The following is a 17019-nucleotide window of genomic DNA, read 5'->3' as shown; positions in this document are numbered from 1 at the left end:
TTCAGCATTTTTTATACTATTTTTTATATTATTTATTATTGTTTATATCGTCTCTTATTTTTAGTAGTAATTGTTCTTTATCGTCCATCAATTTAGAAATTTTATCATCATAATGAGATTTCATAGACCAAATTTCTTTTCTGTACTCTTCCTCTTTTTGCAACACTTCTTTTTGCATAGAAATCCTTATTTCATCATCTTTTAATCTTAATTCTCTGCTAAACTCCTCTGAAATCTGGTTAATCTTATTTTCATAAGAACTCTTCATATCCTGAATTTCATCTTCTAATGCAATACTATGATTTAATTCCTCATTTAATTTATTAGTAAGGCTTTCCTTTTCTCTCTCTAGGTTTTTTAAATTCTCTTCCATGTTTCGGTTTATTGCTCTTAAACTTTCTGCTTCATTTTTATAGGCATTTAACTCATTTACCTTATCCTTTAACATGAGGTTTAACTCTTTATATCCCTTGATATCTTCTCTCTCTTTTTCTAAAAGTTCTTTATATTCCTTTAACGAATCCTTCAGTTCTTTATTATGAGACTTTAAATCTTCTAGTTCTTTTTTTAAACTTTCTATATTCCCCTTTAATTTTTCACTTCTATTAGTCTCTTCCTCTAAAGTTCCTTTAAAACTATTAATAACTTCGGAGTTCTTAACCTTGCTCTTTTCTATCATATTTATGTATATATCTAAAATTCTTTTTGTTATGCTCTGTAACTCTTCTACATCGCTTTTAATAAAGTCTGTACTCGTTGAAGCTTTGTTTAATTCGTAGTTCCTTATTATAAGATCCATGAATTCTTTATTATTTATCCCCTCTACCTCAGCTAAACTTTGAAATTTTTCTTTTAGTTCCTCGCTTATCCTTACACTTAAAATTGAATCCATTAATTACACATCCTTAAAATTTATAAAATTACATCTTGATTTAAGTATACATTATTTTACCCTTGTAAACAAGCATTTTATCCATGTTTACAATACGTATACATTATGTAAACATGTTTTTATCGCAAATTAATATAACTACCATTCAATATAACTAACATTATATTGAATGGTAGTTATATTGAAATAATTAAGTAGTAATAAAAGAGGAAGTAGATGAAAAATGTGTATACGTAGGAAATTTAAACACTTCAAAAAGAGGTAGCAGTGTATTTATCCGATGAGAACAACGAGCAGCTACGTTTTCTCCTAAAAGACAACGACTTCTTAGTATTAAAAATACTGATACTAAGAAGTCTGTTAGTAAGCTTCAGTTCGAAAATCTCTCTGAAGCAAAGAACTCAGTTTATAAAAAAATAAACCTAGCCATAACACAGCTAGGTTTATTTAAAATTATTTTGTATATTTTACAGGTTCATTATAAGTAACTCCAAAGGTATCTACTGAAATGGATTTAATTTTTATATCCTTCTTAGGTCTATCATCATTGCCAGTTTCTACTTGTTCTATAGAGTCTACTACATCCATACCTTCTATAACCTTACCAAAGGCTGCATAGTCTCCATCTAAATGAGTGGCGTCTTTGCTCATAATAAAAAATTGAGATCCAGCAGAATTCTTATCATTTGATCTAGCCATAGATATAACACCCTTAGTATGTAAAAGAGTGTTTTCAAACTGGTTATTTGTAAATTCACCATATATGGAGTAGTCAGGTCCACCCATTCCAGTTCCTTCTGGATCTCCACCTTGAATCATAAAGCCTGAAATTACTCTATGAAATATTAGACCATCATAAAATTTACTATTAGCAAGACTTATAAAGTTTCTAACGGTATTAGGTGCTATTTCGGGATAAAGCTCCAGCTTTATAGTTTTTCCGTCTTCCATTTCTATGGTAACCACTGGATTTTTATCCCCTTCCTTCTTCTCCGTTTCCTTTGAAAGATATATTTCTTTATTATCATTACTTCCAGTATTAGTTTCCTCTTTACTAGTCTTATTAGAGGTACTGCATCCTATTAATGCAAGGGAAAGTATTGCTGTAATAATCAAAGTTCCTAATGTACTTTTTTTCATTTAAAACGTCTCCTTTCATAGGTTTATATGTTTTACTAGATAAGTTTACCATTGTATCTTTTAAAATAAAACCTATAATTAGTTAATTTTTGATTAAAATTATCCAATTAAACACAAAAGCTCTAAGACTGTCATTCTTAGAGCTTTTTATCTTTCTCAGCTAATTTTTTTAGATATTCTTTAAATTGACTTCTCCAAGATTCGTATAGATTCCTATCTATTCTTTGTAGATAATAAAAAAATTCACCTATACTATCTCTCTTTAGTATACCTCTCATCAGATGCCGTGGAAAAGGCATCTCCCTATCAAAGTTATCCTTTGGATCTATAACTTTGATAGAAAAGTCCTCTTGTACATAAAGATCCTTGCAACGTATATCTAACTTTTTAANNCAACCAAGTTCTTTAAAATCATTTATTAAATCTACTAGGCTTCTTACTAGTTTCTGATTTAGAGGGTTATGATTTAGATACTTATCAAGTCTTATCCCATCTACAAACTCTCTTACAATAAAAAAATCTCCATAGTCAAAAACCTTAGGAAAGGATGGATGATGCATAGATGATTTAAGAATTATATACTCTGTTTCGCAAACTTTTTTATCATTAAATATTTTTATAATTCTATTATTATCAATTCTATATACCACTCCATTATTGCCCTTTCCTAGGAATTTAGAACTCCTTATAATGTTCTCCACTTCATCACTTAAGTAAATTGCATTTGTAAAATGTCTAGACATAATTCCTCCCTAGATAGAACTCTATTAGATTATATGCATAAGATATACTTTATATTATCCTTATACCTATCTTTTATCTCTTTTGTCTTTTTTAGTAGTATTCTTCCTAGGTTTTGATGATTTCTCAGATGGTTTTGACCTTTTATCTGAAGGTGCATTACTCTTCTTATAGTTTTTAACCACAACAGCTACATCTTCAATATTTCCGTGAGATATAGTCTTCTCAGTAAGATTAAAATTCAGTTTTTTACTATAAGCTTTCAATTGCGCTATCTCCTTAGGTGAAATAATAGATATAACAGTACCGCTTTTATCTCCACGAGCTGTTCTACCACTTCTATGCACATAAGTATTTATATCTTCTGGTAAGTCTACATTGAATATATGAGTAACGTCCTCTATATCCAATCCCCTTGCAGATAAGTCTGAAGATACCAAAAGGTTTATACGCTCCGATTTAAAGTCTAACATGGTTTTTTGTCTTTGATTTTTAACAAAACTACCATGTATTCCATCCACCTTTAGTCCATGGTATTTTAGCTTAGTAGTTAATATTTCTATTTCATCACTTTTATTAATAAAGGCAATAGCTTTTCTAGGATTTATACTTGCCATTAATTTTCTAAGAATAAGTATCTTATCCCGCCTATCACAAACTATATATAAATTGTTTATGTTAGGATTTATAGTTGAATCATCATTACACTTTATGATTTTAGGGGATTTCATTAAGCTTTCCCCTATACTTAAAGCTTCCTCTGTTAAAGTGGCAGAAGTCATTACTAATTGTCTATCTCTAAGTGTAGTTTTTATAACATCCTTAACTATATTTAAATTATTTTTGTCTAAAAGTTTATCACACTCATCAATTACTATAGTTTTAACTGTATGAGCACTTATTTTTTTCATTTTTATTAGCTCTAGTATTCTTCCTGGAGAACCTATTACAAATTGAGGTTTTTCCTTTAGTTTTTCAACCTGTCTTTTTATATTTACATCCCCCATGATAACTGTAGACTTTATATTCAAAGAAGATTTATCTCCCAAAGTACTTAAAACTTCATTTACTTGAAGGGCTAATTCATGGGTAGGAACTAAGACTATAAATTGATTTTCTCTTTTTTCATAATCAATTCTCTCAATTAGTGGTAGCAAATAAGCCAAGGTTTTACCACTGCCTGTTTCACTTTGCATTATCACATCCATATTTTCTGATATTTTAGGAATTGATAATTCTTGTATTAGAGTTGGCTTTGTTATTTTTAATTCCTCCAATACCTTTATTATTTCCGCATTTATATTTAATTCTAAAAAATTTTCCATTTTTTCATCTCCAGTTTTTATTTAAATTTACTACAATAATTTTCCTTTATGAGAACAAAGGTTTGATATTATTTATTTCTTATGGTATAATTATCTAGATTGAGAGGTGTTTTCATGATTGAAATTAAAAGTGGTAAACAATCAGAAATTTATGAGTTTATTAAAAATCAAGTTAATACTAAAGGATATCCCCCTTCAGTAAGAGAAATTTGTGAAGCTGTAAATTTAAGTTCAACATCTACGGTTCATGGTCATCTTACTAGACTTGAGAAAAAAGGCTTAATAAGACGTGACCCAACTAAACCAAGGGCAATAGAATTATTGCAAGAACCTCATAATAAAAAAGAAATGATTAATATTCCTATTATAGGTAAAGTTACAGCTGGAATTCCTATACTTGCCCAAGAAAGTATAGAAGATTATCTAACTATCCCCCTTGACTTTGTAAACAGTACAAATGAATTATTTATACTTAAAGTTCAAGGTGACAGTATGATAGAAGCTGGAATCCATGATAAAGACTTAGCTATAATAGAAAAAACTTCTATTGCATCTAACGGAGATATTGTAGTTGCTCTAATAGAAAATGAAGCCACTATAAAAACTTTTTTTAAAGAAGATGAGCATATTAGACTACAACCAGAAAACTCCACCATGGAGCCAATAATTGTTGACGATTGCAAAATCTTAGGTAAACTATCAGGAATCTATAGAAAATATTAAGAAGCTATTATAGCTTCTTAATATTTTTTATATAATAAAATAAATTTATTATATATCTATTAATTTAACTCCTAATTAAGATAATATTCTAGATATAGCCATTAAAACTCCAACTTTTCCATGATCAAAGGTCAATCCACCTTGAAGATATGCTATATATGGCTCTCTTATTGGAGCATCAGCAGAAAGTTCAATTGAAGAACCTTGTATAAATGCACCCGCAGCCATAATTACTTCATCTTCATAACCAGGCATAGCCCAAGGTTCACATTCTACAAAGGAATCTATTGGAGAACCCGCTTGAATACCCTTGCAAAACTGAATTAATTTATCTTTATCATTAAATTTAACAGCTTGTATGATATCACTTCTCTTAGTATCATATTTTGGGAGTACCTCAAAACCTAAAAGTTCCATTACCCTTGAACAGAATATAGCTGTCTTTACAGCTTCCATAGCCACGTGAGGAGCTAAAAATAATCCTTGATATAAACTTCTCATTACACCAAAGGTAGAACCACACTCTCCGCCTATACCTGGAATGGTCAATCTATATGCTGCTTGAGTTACATAGGCTTCTTTACCTGCTATGTAACCACCTGTTGGAGCAATTCCTCCACCAATATTTTTTATTAAAGAACCAGCTATAAGATCGGCCCCTACATCTGTTGGCTCTATAGTATCTATAAATTCGCCATAACAGTTATCAACAAAGCAAATTACTTCTGGTTTGATCTCTTTAATTGACTTTATTATTTCACCGATTTCCTCTACTAACAGTGCATTTCTCCACCCATATCCTGTAGATCTTTGAATATGTACAAGTTTTATGCTATGGTCTTCTTTTAAAGTCTTTTCAACCTCTTCAATATTAACTTTACCTGCACTTGTCAACTCTAATTGCTTATAGTTTACCCCATATTCCTTTAAAGAGCCTATATTTACATCCTTAGTTATTCCTATAATGTTATGTAAGGTATCATAAGGTGAACCACATATACTCAGCATTGTATCTCCTGGTCGTAGGTTGCCAAATAAAGCACATCCAATAGCATGAGTTCCATTTACAAAGTGTGGCCTAACTAGGGCTGCTTCTGTATTAAATACTCTAGCGAAAACCTTATCTAAAGTATCTCTACCAACATCACCATAACCATATCCACTAGAATTAGTAAAATGCATATCACTAACTCTTTCAGCTTGCAAGGCACTAAGAACTTTTAATTGATTATATTCTCGAATATCATCAATCATAGAAAATTGCTCTTGAATATCCTTTAAAGCTTCTTCTGATACTTTAAAAACTTCTTCATTTATTTTAAAGTTATTTATTAAAAACTCTTTAGTTTTTTCTATCATAAAAAATCGCTCCTTAAACATAAAATAACATTCTAATACTAACATAGCTATAAATATTAAGCAAATAATTCCTTAATATTTATAGCTATCTATATATCTTATATAATATTTAAAATTAACTTAGTCTTTATATTTTTTCTCTTTATAATCATTAATAATAAATTTTGCTACATCCTCATCATTAGAAAAATCATCCTTGTCTATCCACTTAACCCTTGGATCTTTTCTAAACCAAGTAAGCTGACGTTTTGCATAATTTCTACTAAATTGCTTTATATTTTCTATAGCCTTCTCTTTAGAAACTTCACCATGAAGATGTTGTAATAGTTCTTTATAACCTATTCCCTTCATAGATTGCATATCTGTGGTATATCCTTCTTTTTCTAACCTTATTACTTCTTCTAGAAGACCAGCGTCTAACATTAAGTCAACACGATGATTAATTCTTTCATAAAGCTTATCTCTATTCATATTTAATACATAATAATAAACTTTGTAAGGTATATCAAAAATCTCATCATTTTTAGCTGCTTCAGATATAGGAATTCCTGTTACCTTATAAACCTCTAAAGCTCTAATTACCCTTTTAAGATCATTGGGATATAACTTGTTATAACTCACTTCATCAACGGCTTTTAACAGCTCATGAACATATTCTACTCCATTTTCTAAGGCTAACTGTTCTAGTTCTTTGCGATAAGCTTCATCTTTATTAGTTTCAGCAAAACTATAATTATAAATAAGAGAATTAATATAAAGCCCAGTGCCACCTACCAGCATGGGAAGCTTATTTTCAATGCTTATTTCTTCAATGGTTTCCTTTGCCAAAGAACTAAACTCTGCCACACTGAAGTTTTCACTAGGATCTAAAAAATCAATGAGATGATGCTTCACACCATTCATCTCTTCTTTGGATATCTTAGCAGATCCAATATCCATCTTCTTATATATCTGCATAGAATCAGCAGATATTATTTCCCCATTAAGTTCTTTGGCAATATGAATTGAAATCTTTGTTTTACCAATACCAGTAGGTCCTGCTAATATAAATAAATCTTTCATTGCTTTAATCCCTTCATACTAAATTCTTTTAAAACTTTTTTCTATTTCCTTTAATGAATATTTAATTATAGTAGGTCTACCATGTGGACATGTAAATGGTTCATCTATATACCTTAACTCTTCAAGAAGGGATAAAATCTCTACATCTGATAATTTATCATTAGCTTTTACAGCTGCCTTACAAGCAAGAGAAGCTATTTTATCATATTTTATATCTATGGTTAAACCACTGCCCATGGATTTTATATTTTCTATCATATCATGAAATAAATTGTTTATATGAGGTTTCCCCAAAAACACTGGAACTTCTCTAACTAATACGTCATTTTCACCAAAACTTTCAACCACAAATCCTGCATTTAAGAAAATTTCTTCATTATCTTTATAAATTGCATATTCATCAAAGGTTAATGGAATGATTGTAGGTACAGCTAAAATCTGACTTACCACATTGAAATTACCTATATTTTTTCTATACTTTTCAAATAATATCTTCTCATGAGCAGCATGCTGATCGATTAAATACAATTCATCTAAATATTCACCAATTATATAACTATTAAAACACTGTCCAATAAGTTTAATTGGTGGAATTTTAGGAATCCTTGATATTTCCTTATTAGAATATATATTATCTCCTTTAGGTTCAACTTGATTTTCAATAGGAATTTCTCTTATATAAGAAGGTTTGTCATTATAATTTACTTCTTTATTAAATCCCAAATCCTTATTATAACCTAAATTATTATCCTCACTAGTATAGTGATTATCATTTAAATATCCAATTTGACTAGGTTCTGAAGAAGTATAGCTTTTATGTAGTTTATCCTCTTGAACTATAGCTAAATCCTCTATTTCTTCTGGTATAATAAAACTCTTCTTTAAGCTTTCTTTTAATGCACTATGAACTCCATCAAATATAGTTTTAAATAAAACTCTTTCCTCTAAAAACTTAACTTCATTTTTAGTTGGATGTACATTGGGATCTATAAATTCTGGAAATATATCAATGTGTATAACAAAGAAGGGAAATTTATTTACCATAATAAAGGATTTAAATGCATTCTCTACCGCAGCAGTTATTAAAGAACTTTTTATAAGTCTCTTATTTACAAAAATGCTTTGTCTATTTCTACTACCTCTACTAATACTCTCTTTTCCAATATATCCATATACAGATAAAATATCGCTATGGTTTTCTATTGGTATTACATTTTCATATACTTCTTTTCCATATAAAATTCTAAGGGTTTTATCTAGTTCATCTTCACTAAAGGTTCTAAGGGTTTGTTTTCCATCATTAATTAAGGTTATAGAAGTCTTATAATTTCCTAGAGCTAGCTTTAATACCAAGTCATTTATTATAGATTTTTCTCTTTGAGGTGATTTTAGAAACTTTTGTCTCCCTGGAGTATTGAAGAATAAATCTTTAACTTCAATTTCCGTTCCTAAATTACAACCTACATCTTTCTCATAGATTACTTTTCCACCTTCAATATAGATCTCTCTACCATAATCAAAAGCTTCCATCCTTGATTTCAGTCTTACCTTTGAAACAGCAGCTATACTAGCAAGAGCTTCTCCACGAAATCCAAAGGATTGAATATCGTAAATATCCTCCACGGAACTTATCTTACTTGTACCATGAGGCAAAAAAGCTATTTTTATATCTTCAGGATGAATACCACGTCCATCATCTGTGATTCTTATAAGCTTATTGCCACTATCTTCTATTTCAATAGTTATGTTTTTACTATCAGCATCAAGGCTGTTTTCCACTAATTCCTTAACAACAGAACTAGCTCTTTCAACAACCTCTCCTGCTGCAATTTTATTGGCAGTGTTTTCAGATAATAAATTGATTCTTCTCATAATACACCCACCTTAAATAATTATTTTATCTATATATTCTTAGCTTTTTTTATAATATCGTATAATTTATTAAATCCATCCATAGGTGTAAGATTAAGTACATCTATAGATTTAATTTCGTCAATTAAGTTTTGCATAGCTACATCTTCAAAAGCTATTTGCTGAGTTAAACAAATTTCTTTTTCTATTTTTTCTAATTTCTCTGTAGATGGAATTACAGTTTTCGCTTCTTCTTTGATTATATCTTTTGAAGTGCCATCTTCTAAAGTTTCTAAAATTTCTCTTGCTCTAGAAATTACTGCTGAAGGTAATCCAGCAAGTTTAGCAACCTCTATACCATAAGATTCATCTGCTCCACCCTTTATAATTTTACGTAAGAATATAATATTATTATCTACTTTTTTTGCTGAAATAGAGTAATTTTTCACTCCTGGAATTTCTCCTTCTAGCTTAGTTAATTCATGATAATGTGTGGCAAATAGGGTTTTGCATTTAATATTTGAATTTTTACATATATACTCTATAACTGCCCATGCAATACTAAGTCCATCGTAGGTACTAGTACCTCTACCAACTTCATCAAGAAGAACCAAACTCTTATTGGTAGCATTATTAAGAATATTTGATACTTCCCACATTTCTACCATGAAGGTACTCTTACCACCAGCTAAGTCATCAGAAGCTCCTATTCTAGTAAATATTTTATCACAAATAGAAACATTTGCTTCTTTGGCAGGAACAAAACTTCCCATTTGAGCTAATAATGTAATTAAAGCTACCTGTCTCATATATGTAGACTTACCAGCCATATTAGGACCAGTAATTAACATAAGTCTATTGTCTTCAAGGTCTAAGGTAGTATCATTAGATATAAAGCTATTTGCCTTTGTAATAACTTCTACAACTGGGTGTCTGCCCTCTTGAATTTCTATGATTCCCTCAGTATTAATTACAGGTTTCACATAATTATGTTCTCTAGCAACCATAGCCAAAGCCCATATACAGTCAATTTCAGATATAAGCTTAGCTGTATTTTTCATTCTCTCTATATTTTCTTCTAATTTCTCTCTAATCTCTGTAAATATAGAATATTCAAGAGCAATTAATTTCTCTTCTGCTCCTAAGATTTTATCTTCCATCTCCTTAAGCTCAGGAGTTATATATCTTTCAGCATTAGACAAAGTTTGTTTTCTAATATATCTTCCTTCTGGCACTGAGGAAAGATTAGATTTTGTAACTTCTATATAATATCCAAAAACCTTATTATAAGAAATCTTAAGGGATTTTATACCTGTAGCTATTCTCTCTTCATTTTCTAAATTTGCAAGCCAAAGCTTTCCATTAGTTTTACTTTCTCTTAATTCATCTACTAATGAATTATAACCAGTTTTAATAATATTACCTTCCTTAACAGACAAAGAAGGTTCATCCATAATAGAGCTTTCGAGAAAAGTCCAAATATCTCTTAGCTCATCTAAGTTAGAATAAACATCCTTCATTAAAGGACTTGTAAGATTAGAAATAAGTTCTTTAATCCTTGGAACTTTAGCAATGGAATGCTTTAATGATATAAGTTCCTTTGCATTTATTGCAGTAGAGCTTATTTTACCAACCAATCTCTCAATATCATAAATGCTATTTAAAGCTTCCTTTAAATCTTCCATTAAGATTATATCCTTAGTAAACTCTTCAATGGCATCTTGTCTATTTAAAATATCTTCCTTAATAATTAGAGGCTCTTCTAACCACTTTCTAATTCTTCTTCCACCCATAGATGTATTTGTTTTATCTATAACCCATAAAAGAGTTCCTGTTTTTCCTTTATCTCTGATATTCTCTACCAGTTCAAGGTTTCTTCTTGAGTTAACATCTATGGTCATATAGGTGCAGATATCATATATCTCTATATGGTTTATATGAGTCAAGGAAACCTTTTGAGTTTCTTTTATATATCTAATTAATCCATTACAAGTTTTAGTTACTATTTCTGACAATTTATCTATTTCTATGTTCAAGAACTGTTCTTTAAGATCTTCTTCTTCCATATTAAAATTATCGTCTTGGAAGTGGGATATATAAAAGGATGTTCTACTTATAATTTCATCCATAATCTCTTGGTTAAAGTTTTCTGTAATAATTATCTCTCGAGGATTAAATTTACACAGCTCATCTATAAGTACATTAATATTATATTTAAATTCAGTAGTATAGAAATCCCCTGTAGACACATCACAAAAGGCCAATGCAATGTAATTTTCTTTCACATATAAACTAGCTGTATAGCTATTTTTACTCTCATCTAAATAGGAAGCTTCTGTGTAAGTTCCTGGGGTATAAATTTTTACTACATCCCGCTTTACAATTCCCTTAGCCACTGCTGGATCTTCTACCTGCTCACAAATAGCTACCTTAAACCCTTTTGATATTAAGGCTCCAATATAATTCTTAGCTGCATGGAAAGGAATCCCACACATAGGAGCTCTTTCTTCAAGACCGCAATCTCTTCCCGTTAGTGTTAACTCTAACTCCTTTGATGCAACCTTAGCATCATCAAAGAACATTTCATAGAAATCGCCTAGTCTGAAAAATAAGATACATTCTTTATATTTATCTTTAATTTGAAAATATTGTTGCATCATTGGAGTTAATGCCATATATATCTCTCCTTCATAATTATTTTAAAAAAGCGACAAAGTCGCTTTTATACTTCTTCTCCTATTAATGAAAAAGAATTTGCTTTAGTGATTCTAACATTAACTAACTTACCTATATTTTCTTTATTACCAGTAAAATTAACTAGTTTACTTGTTCTTGTCCTTCCGGTTAATTTTGTATCATCACTTTTACTTTCACCTTCTACAAGAACTTCAACAATTTTTCCATCATAAAGCTTATTTTTCTTAGCAGAAATTTCATTAACGACTTCAACTAATCTATTAAATCTCTCTTTTTTAACTTTTTCATCTACTTGGTCAAACATTAAGTCTGCAGGAGTACCACCCCTTCTAGAATATAAGAAGGTAAAGGCAGAATCATACTCAACTTCTTTAACTAGACTTAAAGTATCTTCAAAATCCTCTTCAGTTTCTCCTGGGAATCCTACAATTATATCCGTAGTTAATGCTACATTAGGAATTCTTTCTTTAATTTTTCTAATTGATTCTAAATACTGCTCTCTAGTATAGTGTCTATTCATCTTTTTTAATATTCTTGATGATCCAGATTGTACTGGAAGATGAATAGATTCACATAACTTATCTCCAGCTGCAATTACATCAATTACTTCATCACTTAAGTCCTTTGGATGAGAAGTCATAAATTTCACTCTCTCAATACCATCTACTTTATTTATTCTTCTTAAAAGTTCCGCAAAGTTAATATTTTCGTCTAATCCCTTACCATAGGAGTTAACATTTTGTCCAAGAAGGGTGATTTCTTTATATCCCTCTTTAACCATATTCTCTATCTCTTTTATTATTTCAGCAGAGTTTCTACTTCTTTCACGTCCTCTTACATGGGGAACTATACAATAAGTACAGAAGTTGTTACAACCATACATTATTGTAACAAAGCCTTTTATAGTACTTGCTCTATCAATAGGAGCTCCTTCTATTATATCTGCTTCTTTATCCCAAATTTCTACTATAGGTCTTTCGCCACCTAAAGCTCTTCCAAGATATTCTGTAAACTTATAAGCATTATGAGTTCCTATAATTATGTCTACAAAAGGAAACTTACCTATTATTTTGTCTGCCATTCCCTCTTGTTGCATCATGCAACCTGTAACAGCAATAACCTTATTAGGGTTCTCTTTTTTTAGTTTTTTTAAAGCCCCTAAGTTTCCATCTACCTTTTGCTCAGCATTTTCCCTAACACAACATGTATTAAAGATTATTATATCCGCTTCTTCTTTAGAGTCAGTTCTTACATATCCTAATGGTTTTAATCCACCAGATAATTTTTCGGAGTCCTCTTCATTCATTTGACAACCCCATGTACAAATCCAGAAGGTTTTAGGTTCGTTTAATTTATTTATATTTTTTACATTATTACTCATTGTTGATGTTCCTCCAATATCCAATATATTTATTAAATTTCTATAGTATTATAGCATATACAATACACGAAAAGAAAGGCTAAGGATTACCCTTGGCCTTTTTCTCTTCTTTTAAAATAAGTTCTGATAATAAATTGTAAAACTCTTTTTCATTATCCGTCATCTCTTAATCCCCCAATACAGATATGTAGATCTTACACTTATTTTTATGTCAAAGTTTTGTTCTATCTACCCAAATTATATAGTGTATGTAGACTTATATTCAATATAAAAATACATCAAAAAAGTAAGTAAATTAGACATTAAATGGCTATTCTCACTTACTTTTTCATTGTGATATTATGTTGTATCAAAAATACTATAAATTTTGTGAAATGCTACATCATATTTATACAATTGCATTTCTATATCAGAAGTCTTAGAAAAAGTTACATCTATTCTTTCATATCCTTTCTTAACCATAACACCACCCCTACAATATACTATTCTACATATACCATAAATTTCCTTCAAGTAAAAAAGACTAGTTTCCCCAGTCCATTATTAATTGGTAAATCCCAATCTTGATAAATCGTTATTAAATTTTGTAGCTTTATACTTTTATCCCGATATATGTTAAGCTCCAAGTATGTGCAATAAATTAGTTGGTTCAAACATTAGCTTCACTTGTGTTTGATATTCAAGATTATATAAAAACACTCTTTTACATAAAATATTATCAAAAAATTTTTTTAAAACACCATACCTAGTTCCTTACTTATGTTAGCTAATGTAGATAAAGGAACAGTGTAAACACCATGATTATAAGAACATGAATCCATGTATCTTATATAACAAGAACCATCGGATTTAAACATATATCCGATAATCGTAATATAGTGATAAATATCTTTATTTCCATTTGAATTATATCTATTACGATAATTTGTTGTTAAAAATCCAAGGGATGGATTTTGTTTCACATCTACAATTACTGGAAAGTTGTTGTCGATATCACATACTATACCTCCCAGTAACTTTTTTGTCCATTCAGATCCATAATTTCTCCCAAATGCTAAACTATATCTATTTCCTGGCATATAATCATTTAATGTTGCTGTCCACCTTACACTTAAACCTGTGTGTGAAGTAGTTGCAAGAGCTGTTGCCATGTTGCCTTGATTGAATCGAGTATTCTTCCCTGTAGTATGATAAGAATGGCAGTCTATAGCATTCAAAGCTGCTGCAGGTCCACACCACCAGCCCCATCTTTGAACTTCTGGAGACATTGAACCATCATATCTTAATATTTTTGAGTTACCGGCTCCAATTGACCTAGCCATAATTCTATTATCATTCAAACTGTTAGAACTAAGCTCATCACTAGCATTTTTAGAAACAACATCGTTCATATCAATTCCAAGATTCTCAAGCTTATCTTGGACATATTCCTCTGCATTTTGAAACTTTTTGTTAGTTTTTTCAAAATCATCAGTTACATCGTTCATATCTACTATTCCATTTTCTAAATTCTCACCTTCAGTAGGTATAATTAAATTATCTGTAGATACGACCTCATCTGCTTTTGAAGATGTTGTTACTTCGTCTCCAAAAGCAATTAGAAAATTCGATAAAAGTACTAAAAGTACCAATAAAAATGATATGACTTTTTTCTTCATTATGTATCCCCCCCCCTTTTTTTTAATTCCTCATACAGTTTAACAATAAATAACTGTATTGTAAATAAGCAAACAATTTATTTGCACATATTGGTAATACATGCTATAAATATATGTATTACAGTATGTAAATACGAAAGGATTTTGATTATGAAAAAGCCAAAAGTAAAATTTGTTTGTTTGTTTATTATTATATTTTTGTTTTTGCCAACATTTATATTCATAAAAACGGATGAACTAAGAAATGCAAGGGCTTATGTTTTTTTTAAGGCACATTTTAATTTTGCAATAAAGGGAACTGTGACTGAGCAAAAATATTCGCCTAACCCTAATAATGTAGCAATTTATTTCTCATATGGAGATAAAAATATTGGACCAATTTCCCTGTATAAATCAAAATTAGGACTATGGTTTATACAGGGAAATGGAACAGTGCCTGATCCTTATTAATTTATTTTAGAATATAAATTATAAAAAATCGAGTAGGAGGCGGTGACTAACCGCCGTGCGTACCGTTCGGTACACGGTGGTTCAGCAATTAATTAAGTGAATCTTGTTCATGCATTGAGCGTATGCTCCACTAAGCACTTCTAACATTTGTTTTCGAGTTCTACTCTATCTTCAATTAGATAGTCTGTACAACGGTTGTCTGCTTTCAAACATGAATTGCCATTCTCACGACTCTCAACTAATTATTGTCAAGTCCTTCCCTAACCTCAACTTTCGAAAGGTTCATTCAGTACTATGACTTGAACTGACTTCTGAACGTTCAGCTATACCTCTCGGTATAGCTTACTAAGTAAAAAAGTTCATTTTCATGCATAGCTTACCATTCAGACCTCCCCAGTTAAGAGTATAATCCTTCACTCCATATATCTGCCACATTTACACGTTACACTTTCGAGTAGTATAGGGCTTCAGTTTGTTTAGCAATCTTACCCAGTGCAACATGCCTTATATGTGATTTCTGTCCGTCAGACCAGAGATTTACCTACATCTTCCTTCATATTCTACCTCACGGTTGACACCATTGGTGTTCAGCTGTATGCTTGCTACTACTAAGCTGCATTAGGGACTTTCACCCGTTAGATTATCCCCATGCAGGGCAAACTAAAAAAATAATGGTAGCGAGTTTTATCTCACTACCCCTTCTATTAGCCTAATATATCTTCAAATAGAACAGAGAAATATTGAAATTCCCCATAATACTATTATTGAAATTATACACCAAGATGTATTTTCACTTGTATGTCCATCTATTTGTATCTTTTTTAATATAGATACAAAATTGTTGAAAAAAACTATTATACAAACAGCACCAATTGCTAATAGTAAACCTATCATATCTAATCCCCCTTATAAAATCTTATACTGATATTATGGATTAGATTATAAGTAAATTCAATATATTATCTCCTATAGATACTTATTAGCTGCATTTTTCATTGTTGAAAATCTATTAGTATCATTAGCATTTCCACCTATCTGAATTACTTGCTCTGCCTTTAATCCACTAGCTTTAAAATCATTAACTCGCATTAATGGGCAAGATAATTTTTGAGCCACCATTACTGCAGCAAATAGATCTGCATCTCCTAAATAAGTTACTATTTTTTTCATATCATATTCCTCCTTATTAATTGGCTTTTGTGGCTTAGATATATTTAAACTCACTCTACTATCAATTCCATTGGCAATAGCTCTTGCTAATTCATCAGTTTTCTTATTAAATAATTCGGCATCTTGACTACTATCACAGAATAAACTTTCTACTATTATAGATTCCATACTACTGGCATTTAAATCATGTTAACCTGTACTGTATGGCCTTGTGCTTCTAGTAAATCTTTAATCTTACCATAAAGAATCCTACAACTATCTACTTCGTCGATTTTTCCTCTAGCACCTCTACAATTAATAGAGTGTCCATATCTTAATCCTATTTTCATAAAACATTCCTCCTTAAATATAAAAGAGTAAGGTTTCCCTTACTCTAAATCGATCTTATTTTCTTTAATGGTCTGTCTTGCACTAGACTGTCCAAAATAAAAAGCAATTACCATGCTAAATATGGTTAGAAACTCTGAAGAACTTATAAAACCTCTTAGGCTTAATATCGCAAATATTATAGTTAATAGTAATGCTATAAGCTTTTTAATCTGTAATAAACCTTTTAGTAATTCCATAGTT

Annotated in this window: 17 protein-coding genes; 2 read left to right on the top strand and 15 right to left on the bottom strand. The window is 30.3% G+C overall.

Annotated features, from left to right (window positions below; all coding sequences use genetic code 11):
- Window positions 1-28: 28 nt before the first annotated feature.
- From B2P65_RS13260 to B2P65_RS13245, 4 genes are all read right to left on the bottom strand, one after another.
- Complete coding sequence (locus B2P65_RS13260; protein ID WP_346876204.1) at window positions 29-892, bottom strand: hypothetical protein; 864 nt, start codon at window positions 890-892, stop codon at window positions 29-31.
- Window positions 893-1345: 453 nt separating this feature from the next.
- The gene (locus tag B2P65_RS13255; protein WP_346880282.1) at window positions 1346-2032 is read right to left on the bottom strand and encodes a peptidylprolyl isomerase; all 687 of its coding nucleotides are present in this window, start codon (window positions 2030-2032) and stop codon (window positions 1346-1348) included.
- 137 nt (window positions 2033-2169) lie between these two features.
- Window positions 2170-2775 carry a protein kinase gene (locus B2P65_RS13250; protein WP_346880281.1) on the bottom strand — a complete coding sequence of 202 codons (606 nt, stop codon included), beginning with the start codon at window positions 2773-2775 and terminating at the stop codon, window positions 2170-2172.
- A gap of 66 nt (window positions 2776-2841) precedes the next feature.
- Window positions 2842-4098 carry a DEAD/DEAH box helicase gene (locus tag B2P65_RS13245; protein ID WP_346848148.1) on the bottom strand — a complete coding sequence of 419 codons (1257 nt, stop codon included), beginning with the start codon at window positions 4096-4098 and terminating at the stop codon, window positions 2842-2844.
- A 114-nt stretch (window positions 4099-4212) separates the two neighbouring features.
- Between B2P65_RS13245 and lexA the strand changes: the two genes are divergently transcribed.
- On the top strand, window positions 4213-4821 hold the full coding sequence (lexA, locus tag B2P65_RS13240) for a transcriptional repressor LexA (protein WP_346848147.1): 609 nt from the start codon (window positions 4213-4215) through the stop codon (window positions 4819-4821).
- Window positions 4822-4896: 75 nt separating this feature from the next.
- On the opposite strand, the gene B2P65_RS13235 is transcribed toward lexA, so the two are convergent.
- The 7 genes from B2P65_RS13235 to B2P65_RS13205 form a co-directional block, all read right to left on the bottom strand.
- Entirely contained in the window at window positions 4897-6180 is a 1284-nt protein-coding gene (locus B2P65_RS13235) for a methionine gamma-lyase family protein (RefSeq protein WP_346848146.1), read from the bottom strand.
- 120 nt (window positions 6181-6300) lie between these two features.
- On the bottom strand, window positions 6301-7242 hold the full coding sequence (gene miaA / locus B2P65_RS13230; protein WP_346848145.1) for a tRNA (adenosine(37)-N6)-dimethylallyltransferase MiaA: 942 nt from the start codon (window positions 7240-7242) through the stop codon (window positions 6301-6303).
- An 18-nt stretch (window positions 7243-7260) separates the two neighbouring features.
- Window positions 7261-9114, bottom strand: a complete 1854-nt coding sequence (mutL, locus tag B2P65_RS13225; protein ID WP_346848144.1) for a DNA mismatch repair endonuclease MutL — start codon at window positions 9112-9114, stop codon at window positions 7261-7263.
- A 29-nt stretch (window positions 9115-9143) separates the two neighbouring features.
- On the bottom strand, window positions 9144-11768 hold the full coding sequence (gene mutS, locus B2P65_RS13220) for a DNA mismatch repair protein MutS (protein WP_346848143.1): 2625 nt from the start codon (window positions 11766-11768) through the stop codon (window positions 9144-9146).
- 47 nt (window positions 11769-11815) lie between these two features.
- Window positions 11816-13171 carry a tRNA (N6-isopentenyl adenosine(37)-C2)-methylthiotransferase MiaB gene (miaB, locus tag B2P65_RS13215; RefSeq protein ID WP_346848142.1) on the bottom strand — a complete coding sequence of 452 codons (1356 nt, stop codon included), beginning with the start codon at window positions 13169-13171 and terminating at the stop codon, window positions 11816-11818.
- A 339-nt stretch (window positions 13172-13510) separates the two neighbouring features.
- A complete protein-coding gene (locus B2P65_RS13210; RefSeq protein WP_346848141.1) occupies window positions 13511-13633 on the bottom strand; it encodes a hypothetical protein in 123 nt (40 codons plus the stop codon).
- A gap of 269 nt (window positions 13634-13902) precedes the next feature.
- Entirely contained in the window at window positions 13903-14829 is a 927-nt protein-coding gene (locus B2P65_RS13205) for a C39 family peptidase (RefSeq protein WP_346848140.1), read from the bottom strand.
- A 150-nt stretch (window positions 14830-14979) separates the two neighbouring features.
- Between B2P65_RS13205 and B2P65_RS13200 the strand changes: the two genes are divergently transcribed.
- Complete coding sequence (locus tag B2P65_RS13200) at window positions 14980-15279, top strand: hypothetical protein (RefSeq protein ID WP_346848139.1); 300 nt, start codon at window positions 14980-14982, stop codon at window positions 15277-15279.
- Window positions 15280-15999: 720 nt separating this feature from the next.
- On the opposite strand, the gene B2P65_RS13195 is transcribed toward B2P65_RS13200, so the two are convergent.
- The 4 genes from B2P65_RS13195 to B2P65_RS13180 all read right to left on the bottom strand — a co-directional run bounded on the left by B2P65_RS13195 (window position 16000) and on the right by B2P65_RS13180 (window position 17015).
- Window positions 16000-16173, bottom strand: coding sequence for a hypothetical protein (locus tag B2P65_RS13195; RefSeq protein WP_346880280.1), 174 nt, complete (start codon window positions 16171-16173; stop codon window positions 16000-16002).
- A gap of 72 nt (window positions 16174-16245) precedes the next feature.
- A complete protein-coding gene (locus B2P65_RS13190) occupies window positions 16246-16617 on the bottom strand; it encodes a hypothetical protein (protein WP_346848137.1) in 372 nt (123 codons plus the stop codon).
- An 11-nt stretch (window positions 16618-16628) separates the two neighbouring features.
- A complete protein-coding gene (locus B2P65_RS13185) occupies window positions 16629-16778 on the bottom strand; it encodes a hypothetical protein (protein ID WP_346848136.1) in 150 nt (49 codons plus the stop codon).
- A gap of 39 nt (window positions 16779-16817) precedes the next feature.
- Complete coding sequence (locus B2P65_RS13180; protein WP_346848135.1) at window positions 16818-17015, bottom strand: hypothetical protein; 198 nt, start codon at window positions 17013-17015, stop codon at window positions 16818-16820.
- Window positions 17016-17019: the final 4 nt, after the last annotated feature.

The organism is Clostridium sp. UBA3061, from assembly GCF_002367465.1.
GTDB lineage: Bacteria > Bacillota > Clostridia > Clostridiales > Clostridiaceae > Clostridium_J > Clostridium_J sulfidigenes.
Note: the sequence above shows the minus strand (reverse complement) of the source record. Positions and strands in the feature narration are given on the sequence as shown.